Source organism: uncultured Thiothrix sp. (assembly GCF_937873765.1).
Lineage (GTDB): Bacteria > Pseudomonadota > Gammaproteobacteria > Thiotrichales > Thiotrichaceae > Thiolinea.
Genome location: NZ_CALMZC010000042.1, coordinates 1 through 11,966 on the forward strand (window position 1 = coordinate 1; position 11,966 = coordinate 11,966).

Below are 11,966 nucleotides of genomic sequence, written 5' to 3' on the forward strand. Positions count from 1 at the left end.
GTCATTGGCGAATTCATTAATCAGATGTTTTTCAACTCTTCTGGTGCATGACCTCTATTTTTACACTATCAGTGTCTTTTATAACAATTTCGCCACGCTCTAACTCCTTAATAGAATTAAGAAAATGATTGACCTTGTTGAAAACAAACTCCTCTATTCCATTATTAAAGTATAAATACTTGTTTTTCTGAGGAATGTTCAAGTTTTCTTCTTGCTTTCTATGCCAGCGTAGAGCACCCAAAGTGATAAAGGTTTTGGTTCGTTTCACACCGGGGAACCTGGCAATTCGTGCTAAAAGCATATCTAGCAGATGGTAATGTTCTACCTCTATTTTTAGAAAAATATCAAAATCACCTAGTACCGCAGAACATTCTTGTACATATTTTTCTTCACGAAGAGCTGAAACCGTCTCATAGGTATACTTGCCATTAGTGTAGACTTCTACATAGTACACTTCTTTTTGCTGTTGTAAGGGTGAGTCAATGGCAAACTCCCTCATTGCCATTTGTTTTTCTATTTTTCTTGCTGCACGGTCGTTGCAAGGGCGTGCGGAACTAGGGTTCAAAAACTTTTGTATGGTACCAATTTCAAAATCGACGTGTTCAGCAAAGGCTTTTGTATCACCTTTGAACTCGGTGTCTATCAAGTACTCTATGTTTTTTGCCCGAATGACTTCTTTTTTGCTGCTCATAGCGGTTTCCTCCCCTAAAAATCTGTACACGCAACCCTCATTTCGTACCATTTTTGAATGCTTTTTGTACAGTAACTAATTCACACATCAAAAGAGTTGTACCGAAAATTGCACAGTAAAAGCCTAGAATTATTATTTCGTACCTAAGTAGTCATTTTTTGTACATTGCGATATGCAAAACCAGCTAAAACCATTCTTTTAGCCTTAGTTGATTCATAAATAGTGTTATCGCAGGCTTGTTTTTTAGGGTTCTAAGAGGCAAGGAGAGATAAAATGTTTAGGCTAAATAAAAAGATAGGAAGCTATTGGTTTAGCTTCATCAGTTTGTGTTTACTGTGTGGCTCTGTACTAGCTGCTCCGCTATATACGACACTTATTCAATACTTTGCGAGTACTGGCTCAGCAAGTACGACTCATACCTTTAATCTTCCGTCAAATCAAAAAGTCGCATCTGGGGGCTATATAAAAATAGAGCTTACTGGTGACTTTGATGCTGCTGATGAATATGCAAATTTATACATTGAGGGTACATACATTGGTAAAGCTACAGGTGGAGCAGCTACTTGTACTACCAATCTCACAAAAAACTTTACGTTGCCCCAAGCAAACTTAGAAAAATGGGGTGCTGATGGAAAAATAGAAGTTACTGTTACCAACTCCTCAGCCGTTTCTGGTTGTACTTCTACCCAACGTAAACACGGGCTAGCTTTAAGTATTACGAATCTTGTTAGCTCTCAACCTGTCAAGACACTTTCAAAAGTTCGTTTAACCTGCCCTAGTACTATTGTTGAAGGGGCTACTGGCTCTTGCTCTGCTATAGCTGATTTTTCTGACGCTTCAAGTCAAACTGTTACTTCCTCTGTAAGTAACTGGACAGTAGATAGAGCCGCTTCTATTTCCTCTTCTGGCGTCATCACTGCATCGCAAGTATCGGCGGATACTTTTGTAACAGTAACGGGAAGGTACACCTATAACGGGGTAACAATGACAGGTCTGGGAAATACTACTGTTAAAGATGATAGTATTTCTGGGTTGCGTGAATTTAGAGTTTCTTGCCCTAGCTCATTTAATGAAAATAGCAGTATTCAATGCAGAAGCTATGCAAAAATTGATGGCACAGAAAGAGAGGTTACTACTTCTAGTACTTGGTCAGAAAATGCCTCTTATACCACTATTACCCCTACAGGTGGTTTATTAACGGCTGTAGATGTCATTGGAGATAGTGGAGTATTTGTCAAAGCCAGTTATTCTTATGGTGGAGTTACCAAAGCGGCTGAGCAAGTCGTAACAATAAAAGATATTCCTGTTCTTCCAACGGCGCTTACTATTACTTGCCCACCCTCCATTGATGAATCCAGTACTGCCAATTGTACTGCTACTGCCACCCTTTCTAATGGTACAAGCTCTAATGTTACGAGTACTAGTCAATGGGCAAGTAACAATACTAACCTTGCAACGATTGATAGCAATGGTAAAGTTACAACAAATGCTGTGACAACTGATCAAAATGTTACTTTCACCGCTACATATCGTTCAACCACTTCGTCAGTTTTGACTCGCACATTTACCTCAACTATCAAAAATAAAGTTGACTCATCATCATTAAATGGCAAAACGGTACAATTTACCAATCGTTGGAAAAACTCACTGATTAGTTTGAATGGTAATACTGATTGGTTATTGGCTCAGCAACCGACTGGCTATCACACCATTTGTGAGAAAAATCAACCTAACTACTGTCTAAATATTAGTGGTAGTACTTTGCAGAGTAGTCCTATCAGTACAACAGCATCAACCTATGCTCAATGGGTGCTTGAAGCATATGATGGTCATACTCGGATACGCAATGTAGCTCTCACAAACTTATATATTCACCATGAAAACGCTACAGTTACTGTTGGTAGCATCTTACCTGGCTGGTTGTCTGCCCAGTGGGTCGTGAAAGAAGTTAGTACTAATACTGGAATTAATCTTTTTAATGAAGCTAATCTGAAACTCACTATAGACGGTGAATCAGAATGGATATTTATAAAAGATGAGGTCTATGGTACTGGAGGATATCGCATTTGTGAAAAGTGGCTGACTAACTATTGTATCAATATTCAACACGACATCTTGCAAAGCAGTAGAATTGAAGATACATGGATGAGTGCTGTGTGGATGAAAGAAGACGCAGGAAATGGTTATTTTAGATTAAATAACCGCTGGAAATCTGGAGTTTACATAAACGCAGATGGTTTATTTGACTCAACAACCACTCAAACTAACTCTTATTCCAAAGCAATAAAACTATCAGTATCGAATATTTGGACCCCAAAAGATGCACAACAAAAAGCTGAACCAAATAAACCATCATGCACTACCTCTTTTGATACTTTGAGTACAAAAACTGCTAATAATATAACTCTTTCCATTATGAAATCGACAGATCAAGACCCTGCTTGTTTGAATGTATATTGGTCGTTCGTCTCTGGGGTGAATACTGGAACATATGAAACTGCAATTCGAGCCATTTGTGCTGATAACAAAGACCATTCGATAGCAATATCCTCACGTCCAAATGTCAACTCGATGCAGTCAGGTACTTTAAGTGTTAACTCCGATCAAAAAGACTGTCAAATAAAGGCTTACGGTCGACTCAACAAGGATGATGGTGTATATCTCTACTTTACTCCAAAAAATATATTATTACTTCATGGATTAAACAGCAGCCCAAGTACATGGCAAGATTTCGTTAATTACCATTTTTCAGGGAAATCTGGTGTTAATAATTGTAAGATTATCTATAACGGGCAAGTAACTGACAAATCCATAACAGCAAAAAATATCGCAGGCACTCAAAGTTTATTAAATAACACTGGTTGTTATGTACTAAAATTTGGATCTAACGATAGTCAAAAAACTGCAAATGGAGCAACATGTACAGCTCCAAAAGAAGAAGGCTGTAATGGTGATTATTCAACATTCACAGACTTAGGTAAAGAAGTTGGAGCGGCTATTGCAGCTATTGCACCAGAAACTGCGAATCGTTCAAAAATTATATTGGTCGGACATAGCAGAGGCGGTTTGGCTGCTACTAGGTTTTTACAAACAGAAAGTGATGATCTAAGGGGAAAAGTAGCTGGCTTAGTAACTATTGGTACACCTCACTCAGGAAGTCGTTTTGGAAGGCTATGTGGGAAATCCGACGTTTTAAATGTGTTAAAGGGAAACACTATTACTGCTGCTGCTATTAGTACTTTTCTGGGACAGCGTGTCAAAGAAGTCAAAGAGTTGTTAGAAACACCTAGTGTCTGCTTCCTAGAGGACTTATCTAATAATATCGCAACAATGAAAAGAGAGATATCTAACTTACCAACTTATATAAAATACACTGAAATAGTGTATAGTGGCCAAGAGCTTGGTGATCTTACTAAGGATCATAACCTATTCTCGCTACTTAAATTTTGGTCACCCGATCTAGCTACTTGGCTTAATGAAGAATTGCTCAACCCTGAAACACCTGCAAGTCTGCAAGGAGATGGAATTGTAGATTCTGACAGTCAACATTTATCTAAGGTTTTAGGAAACTCTAACCCTAGAGATATTGTCACTTATATTCATGAGAATGCTGGTGTATTACACACAGACGAACCAAAGCGAGTTAGTGATATTGGCACGGCAATTCTAAATACAATTCAACGTACCAAGTAAAAATAAAAAAGCCCCGCAATGCGGGGCTTCTTCTTAATCAAGGTTTAGAGCTATCGCTTAAGCTGCTTTGTCCGCCGCTTTCACATACTCTGGCATTTGATCAAAGTTCAGGTAACGGTAGATATCGGAAGCCATGCTATCGATAGTCTTCGCGTATTCCATGTACTCAGCAACCGTTGGTAACTTGCCCATGATCGCAGCTACGGATGCTAACTCAGCAGAAGCCAAGTAAACATTGGAGCCAGTCCCTAAACGGTTCGGGAAGTTACGCGTTGAAGTCGAAACAGCCGTGCTACCTGGGGCGATACGTGCTTGGTTACCCATGCACAATGAACAGCCCGGCATCTCGGTACGTGCACCCGCACGGCCATAGATGTTGTAGTAGCCTTCTTCCATCAACTGATGCTCATCCATCTTCGTCGGTGGAGCAACCCATAAACGGGTTGGAATACCATCCACTTTGTTCAAGAGTTTACCAGCCGCGCGGAAGTGACCGATATTAGTCATACAAGAGCCAATGAAGACCTCTTGAATCGCATCGCCTTGAACTGTTGACAATAAACGTGCATCGTCTGGGTCATTCGGGGCACACAGAATAGGCTCTTTAATTTCAGACATGTCGATTTCAATTACAGCAGCGTATTCAGCATCTGCATCCGCACGCATTAAGCTTGGATTGGCTAACCATTCTTCCATGCCTTTAATACGACGATTGATAGTACGCTCATCACCATAACCTTCAGAGAGCATCCACTTCAACATAACGATATTGGAGCGTAAGTATTCAGCCACTGAATCTTCAGACAGCGTGATGGTACAACCGGCAGCCGAACGCTCAGCAGAAGCATCCGATAATTCAAAAGCCTGTTCTACCGTTAAAGTATCCAAACCTTCAATTTCTAAGATACGACCATTGAAGACGTTTTTCTTACCTTTCTTTTCAACGGTCAATAAGCCTGCTTGAATCGCATAGTAAGGAATCGCATGGACTAAGTCGCGTAAAGTGATGCCCGGTTGGCGCTCACCTTTGAAACGAATTAGCACAGACTCAGGCATATCCAGTGGCATAACACCCGTCGCAGCGGCGAATGCCACCAGACCAGAACCTGCTGGGAAAGAAATACCAATCGGGAAACGAGTATGCGAGTCACCACCTGTACCCACCGTATCGGGCAACAGCATACGGTTCAACCAAGAGTGAATAACACCATCACCGGGGCGTAAAGAAACACCACCACGTGTCATGATGAAATCTGGCAGAGTGTGATGAGTAACCACGTCAACGGGCTTTGGATAAGCTGCTGTATGACAGAAGGATTGCATGACTAAATCGGCGGAGAAACCTAAGCAAGCCAAGTCTTTCAGTTCGTCACGTGTCATCGGGCCAGTGGTATCTTGTGAACCCACCGTCGTCATCTTTGGTTCACAATAAGCACCAGGGCGAATACCTGTAACACCACAAGCTTTACCGACCATTTTCTGCGCTAAGGTATAACCCTTGCCCGTATCCGCAGGTTGCTCGGGAGAACGGAACAGATCAGACGCGCCTAAACCTAAAGCTTCACGGGCTTTATTGGTTAAACCACGACCTACGATCAGATTAATACGGCCACCGGCACGCACTTCATCCAACAGTACTGGGGTTTTCAAGCTGAAAGTAGAAATGACTTCATCCGTGCCATGACGCTTAACCACGCCTTGGTAAGGATAAACGTCAATCACATCGCCCATTTCCATTTTAGCAACATCCATTTCGATGGGCAGAGCGCCTGCATCTTCCATAGTGTTGAAGAAAATAGGTGCAATTTTGCTACCAAAGCAATAGCCGCCAGTACGCTTATTCGGAATCCCCGGCATATCCTCACCGAAGAACCACAATACCGAGTTGGTTGCCGACTTACGGGAAGACCCCGTACCCACTACGTCACCGACGTAAGCAACGGGGAAACCTTTGGCTTTAACCGCTTCGATTTGCTTTAAGGGACCAACTGAACCATTGTTAGCTGGCTCAATCCCATCCCGTGCCATTTTCAGCATCGCATTCGCATGCAAAGGAATGTCAGGACGTGACCACGCATCGGGAGCTGGAGATAAGTCGTCAGTATTGGTTTCGCCTGGTACTTTGAACACGGTAACTGTGATCTTTTCAGCCAATTCAGGGCGTGAAGTAAACCACTCACCGGCTGCCCAAGAGTCCATGACTTTCTGCGCAGAGGCATTACCTGCTTTAGCTTTATCAGCGACATCATGGAAGGCATCGAACATTAATAAGGTATGCGACAAGGCTTTGGCCGCTGCCTCAGCAGTCGCTGGATTATCTAAAGCAGCGATTAAAGGCTGAACATTGTAACCACCCAGCATAGTACCTAACAGCTCAACAGCACGCTCTGCACTGATCAGCGTAGATTGAGCTTTGCCACTGGCAAGATCTGCTAAATAAGCCGCTTTCACATAAGCAGCTTCGTCAACACCCGCTGGAACACGATTTTCAATTAAATCAACCAAGAAGGCTTCTTCACCTGCCGGAGGATTCTTTAACAGCTCCACTAAAGCTGCAGTTTGTGCAGCGTCTAAGGCTTTAGGTGGGACACCCTCAGCAGCGCGCTCTTGCACATGGTTACGATAGGCTTCCAACATGAGACATTATCTCCTCAAACACAATTCTTTGAATTACCGTTTAGCTACAGGCACGTAATCGCGACGTGGCGAACCGATATACAATTGACGTGGACGGCCGATACGTGATTCTTCGTCACCCATCATTTCATTCCACTGAGAAATCCAGCCTACGGTACGCGCTAACGCAAACATCACCGTAAACATCGTGACTGGAATCCCCATGCTCAGGAAGATAACCCCTGAGTAGAAATCCACGTTTGGATATAAACCACGCTCTTTGAAGAACTCATCACTCAAAGCAATTTGCTCTAATTCGCGAGCGATATCGAACAACTTCTGGTTTGGATTACCCGGTGGCAATTTATCCAGAATTTCATTAGCTAACTTACGGATAATCTTGGCACGTGGGTCATAGTTTTTGTAAACACGATGACCAAAGCCCATTAAACGGAAACGATCGTTCTTATCTTTAGCACGAGCCACCCAATGTGACAGCGGTTGATCAGATTTTTCGATCTCACGCAGCATATTGATAACAGCCTCATTCGCACCACCGTGTGCAGGCCCCCACAGAGAAGCAATGCCCGCTGCCGTCGCTGCATAAGGGTTGGCTTCTGAGCTACCAGCTAGACGTACCGTTGAAGTCGAAGCGTTTTGCTCATGATCAGCATGCAGGATTAAAATAACATCCAGTGCTTTAGCAAATAATGGATCAACTTCATATTCCTCAGTAGGTACTGCAAACATCATGCGCAAGAAATTGTCTGCATAACCTAATTTATTCAGCGGATACATAAAAGGTAAACCACGTGAATAACGGAAGCTCCACGCTGCAATCGTTGGCATCTTCGCGATTAAACGATGCGCACAACGCTCACGTTGAACCGGATCATGAATATTTAAATCTTCATGATAGAACGCTGACAGCGCACCCACGACGCCGACCATGGTCGCCATCGGATGCGCATCACGCCGGAAACCACGATAGAAGCCTTGCATTTGATCATGCAGCATCGAGTGACGCGTGATGATGTGTTCAAAATCTTCTTTTTCAGCTTGGGTAGGCAGTTCACCTTTCAACAGCAAATAGCACACTTCTAAGAAAGTGCTTTGCTCAGCTAATTGCTCAATGGGGTAGCCGCGATACAGCAGCTCACCCTTATCGCCATCAAGATAAGTAATCGCACTCGAACAACTTGCAGTTGCCAGATAACCTGGGTCATAAGTAAACAGGTTCAGCTCTTTGGTCAGCTTGCGAATATCTATGGTTTTGGTTCCCATAGTTGGACTCAATACATCCAGCTCGACTTGCTTACCCGTCAAGTTGTCAGTCAGTGTAACGGTATGTTTGGTCATCATGGTACTCCAAGTATCGGGTGGTTCGGGATTATTTGCTCAGAGCGGTAGCAATACCTTTGCCCAACTCTGCTGGAGATTTCACGGTAATGACACCAGCAGCTTCAAGGGCTGCAAACTTCTCATTGGCAGTGCCCTTGCCGCCCGCAATAATCGCGCCAGCATGACCCATACGTTTACCTTTTGGTGCAGTCACACCAGCGATATACGCAGCAACCGGTTTAGTCACGTATTCTTTAATAAAGGCTGCAGCTTCTTCCTCAGCAGAACCACCGATTTCGCCACACATCAAAATGGCTTCAGTTTGTGGATCTGCTTGGAACAATTTGAGTGCATCAATAAAGCTAGTGCCCGGAATAGGGTCGCCACCGATACCGATACAAGTACTTTGACCCCACTCATTGGTTTGCTTGACAGCTTCATAGGTCAAGGTACCCGAACGAGACACAATGCCAATCTTACCCGGCTTGTGAATATGGCCGGGCATAATACCAATTTTGCACTCACCCGGAGTGATTACACCGGGGCAGTTCGGGCCGACTAACCGGACACCGAGGCTGTCCACGATCATTTTAGCTTCAAGCATGTCCAGCGCTGGAATGCCTTCAGTGATACAAACGATCAGTTTTACGCCTGATTCAGCCGCTTCAATGATGGAGTCTTTACAGAAAGGCGCTGGAACATAGATCACCGAGGCATCCGCACCCGTATCACGTACCGCTTCTTTCATCGTATTGAAAACAGGTAAACCTAAGTGGGTAGCCCCCCCTTTACCTGGAGAAGTACCACCAACCATTTTGGTGCCGTAAGCAATGGCTTGCTCAGAGTGGAAAGTACCTTGCTTACCGGTGAAGCCTTGGCATAAAACTTTAGTATCTTTATTAATCAGTACGCTCATGCAGCACCTCCTACAGCAGCAACGATTTTACGAGCAGCATCGCCAAGGTCATTGGCAGCAATCACCGCTAAACCACTGTTATTCAGTAGTTCCGCACCTTTTTCAGCATTGTTCCCTTCTAAACGCACGACAACAGGAACGGTCACATTCACTTTTTGTACCGCTTGAATAATACCTTCAGCAATCAAGTCGCAACGAACGATACCACCAAAGATATTAACCAGAATGCCTTGAACTGAACTATCCGAGAGGATGATCTTGAAAGCAGCCGCTACGCGCTCAGCGGTTGCACCACCACCAACATCTAAGAAGTTGGCAGGCTGTCCACCGGACAATTTGATAATATCCATCGTTGCCATCGCCAAACCAGCGCCGTTTACTAAGCAGCCGATATTACCTTCCAGAGCTACGTAGTTCAGATCCCACTCAGAGGCTTCGATTTCACGCGCATCTTCTTGAGACTTATCGCGCATCGCGACTAGGTCAGGTTGACGATATAAAGCGTTGCTATCCACATTCACTTTACCGTCTAAGCACAGTAGATTGCCTTCTTTAGTCACTACCAAGGGATTGATTTCTAATAAAGACAAATCTTTTTCTTTAAACATTTTGCCTAAGCCCACTAACAGCTTAGTAAACTGATTAATTTGGTCGCCTTTTAAACCTAAACCGAAAGCCAATTCACGGCCTTGATAAGGCATCACACCGGCAATCGGGTCAATGGCAGTTTTCAGGATTTTTTCAGGAGTCTCGTGGGCAACTTTCTCGATTTCCATACCGCCTTCAGTCGAAGCCATAATGACAACACGACGGCTAGCACGATCTAAGACTGCCCCTAAATATAATTCACGATCAATATTGCAGGTTTCTTCAACCAGAATCGTGTTGATAGGTTGACCGTTAGCATCGGTTTGGAAAGTCACCAAGTTGGTGCCGAGTAAAGAGCCAGCAAACTTGCCTGCTTCAGCGGGGTTATCAAATAACTTAACACCACCTGCTTTGCCACGGCCACCGGCATGTACTTGTGCCTTGACAACGACTTTAGGAGTGCTTAAGGATTTAGCGGCTTCTTCAGCTTCAGCAGCACTAGTGGCTACCTTGCTATTTGGCACAGGCAGGCCATATTGGCGGAACACTGCCTTGGCTTGATACTCGTGTAAATTCATCCTGATTTCCTTTAGTTGCTAACCCACTTTTAACAGTAGGTTTTGTTCGCACAAACGCCACGACTCTTGTAAACAAGGCGTGGCGTGTAGTGTTTTTTAGTATATGCAATTAACGCTTGCGGTTAACTGCGTGCAATGCGCGTCCATCGACAGACAACATAGCTTCATGCACGGACTCAGACAGGGTGGGATGTCCAAAGACCATCCGTGCCACATCTTCTGCTGAGCTTTCACATTCCATGGCAATCACAGCTTGACCAATTAACTCAGAAACCATTGGTCCTACCATGTGCACACCAAGGAGACGATCAGTCTCAGCATCCGCTAATACTTTCACGATCCCAGCATCTTGACTCATGGCTTTCGCACGGCCATTCGCTGCGAATGAGAAGCTACCCGTACGATATTCAACACCTGCTGCTTTCAGCTCAGCCTCAGTTTTTCCAACCCATGCAATTTCGGGATGGGTATAAATAATCCAAGGAATATTGTTGTAGTCCAGATGAGGCTTTTGACCCACGATCTGCTCTGCAACCACTACACCTTCTTCTGAAGCCTTATGTGCCAACATGGGGCCTTGTACGCAGTCACCAATTGCATACACATTCGGTAGATTGGTTTTGAGATGACCATCTACGACCACACGACCGCGCTCATCTATTTGTAAGCCGATTGCTGCATCAGCAATATCACGAGTATTGGCTTTACGACCTACTGCAACAATTAAGCGATCGACTTCAATTTTCTGTTCGCCATTTTTGTCGTTGTAAGTGACCATTAAACCGCTTTCACCGACTTCAACGGCAGCGACTTTAGAGCTTAAGCGAATATCCAAGCCTTGCTTTTTGAACTGCAGCGCAGCAGCTTTAGAGACATCACGATCAGCAACCGCTAAGAAGTCATCGAGTGCTTCAAGCACGACTACTTCTGAGCCTAAACGCCGCCAAACACTGCCCATTTCTAAGCCAATGACACCAGCACCAATCACACCTAAACGCTTTGGTACTGTTTCCCAGTCAAGAGCACCCGTGGAATCAACAATGCGCTCATCTAACCATTTAGCAATGGGTAGCTCAATCGAAGTTGAACCCGTCGCAATAATGATATTTTTACCAGCATGCGTAGCAACCGTACCATCTTGCGCAGTGACTTGTACTTGATTACCCGCCAGTAATTTACCGCGACCTTGTAACCAAGTAATTCCATTGGCTTGAAATAACTGTGCAATGCCACCGGTTAATTGCTGCACGATTTTATCTTTGCGCGCAATCATTTGTGGAACGTCAATTTTCAGACCGTCTACTGTAATTCCATGATCGGCATTGTAATGAGCAATTTCTTCATAGCGCTCAGAGCTTTCCAGCAGCGCTTTAGAAGGAATACAGCCTACGTTTAAACAAGTACCACCTAAAGCGGGTTTACCTTGTTTATTAATCCACTCTTCGACGCAAGCGGTTTTTAAACCCAATTGCGCACAACGGATAGCGGCGACATAACCGCCGGGGCCACCACCAATGACAACAACGTCAAAATCACTCATGCC

At 44.0% G+C, this 11,966-nt stretch carries 7 protein-coding genes; 1 reads left to right on the forward strand and 6 read right to left on the reverse strand.

The genetic code is table 11. From position 1 onward, the window contains the following. Nucleotides 1-31: 31 nt before the first annotated feature. Nucleotides 32-691: an Lrp/AsnC ligand binding domain-containing protein gene (locus Q0307_RS12540; RefSeq protein ID WP_298661108.1), complete on the reverse strand. Its 660-nt coding sequence runs from the start codon at nucleotides 689-691 to the stop codon at nucleotides 32-34. Nucleotides 692-964: 273 nt separating this feature from the next. Between Q0307_RS12540 and Q0307_RS12545 the strand changes: the two genes are divergently transcribed. Further along, the gene (locus Q0307_RS12545; RefSeq protein WP_298661110.1) at nucleotides 965-4,384 is read left to right on the forward strand and encodes a hypothetical protein; all 3,420 of its coding nucleotides are present in this window, start codon (nucleotides 965-967) and stop codon (nucleotides 4,382-4,384) included. 57 nt (nucleotides 4,385-4,441) lie between these two features. On the opposite strand, the gene acnB is transcribed toward Q0307_RS12545, so the two are convergent. From acnB to lpdA, 5 genes are all read right to left on the reverse strand, one after another. Further along, complete coding sequence (acnB, locus tag Q0307_RS12550; protein ID WP_298661113.1) at nucleotides 4,442-7,021, reverse strand: bifunctional aconitate hydratase 2/2-methylisocitrate dehydratase; 2,580 nt, start codon at nucleotides 7,019-7,021, stop codon at nucleotides 4,442-4,444. Between the two features lie 33 nt (nucleotides 7,022-7,054). After that, nucleotides 7,055-8,359, reverse strand: coding sequence for a citrate synthase (locus Q0307_RS12555; RefSeq protein WP_298661190.1), 1,305 nt, complete (start codon nucleotides 8,357-8,359; stop codon nucleotides 7,055-7,057). Between the two features lie 31 nt (nucleotides 8,360-8,390). Beyond that, nucleotides 8,391-9,257 (reverse strand): succinate--CoA ligase subunit alpha, encoded by an 867-nt coding sequence (gene sucD / locus Q0307_RS12560; protein WP_298661115.1) that lies wholly within the window; start codon nucleotides 9,255-9,257, stop codon nucleotides 8,391-8,393. Then, nucleotides 9,254-10,429, reverse strand: coding sequence for an ADP-forming succinate--CoA ligase subunit beta (gene sucC / locus Q0307_RS12565; RefSeq protein WP_366936778.1), 1,176 nt, complete (start codon nucleotides 10,427-10,429; stop codon nucleotides 9,254-9,256). The genes sucD and sucC overlap by 4 nt, the downstream gene beginning before the upstream one ends. Before the next feature lie 103 nt (nucleotides 10,430-10,532). Further along, entirely contained in the window at nucleotides 10,533-11,963 is a 1,431-nt protein-coding gene (gene lpdA, locus Q0307_RS12570) for a dihydrolipoyl dehydrogenase (RefSeq protein ID WP_298661117.1), read from the reverse strand. Nucleotides 11,964-11,966: the final 3 nt, after the last annotated feature.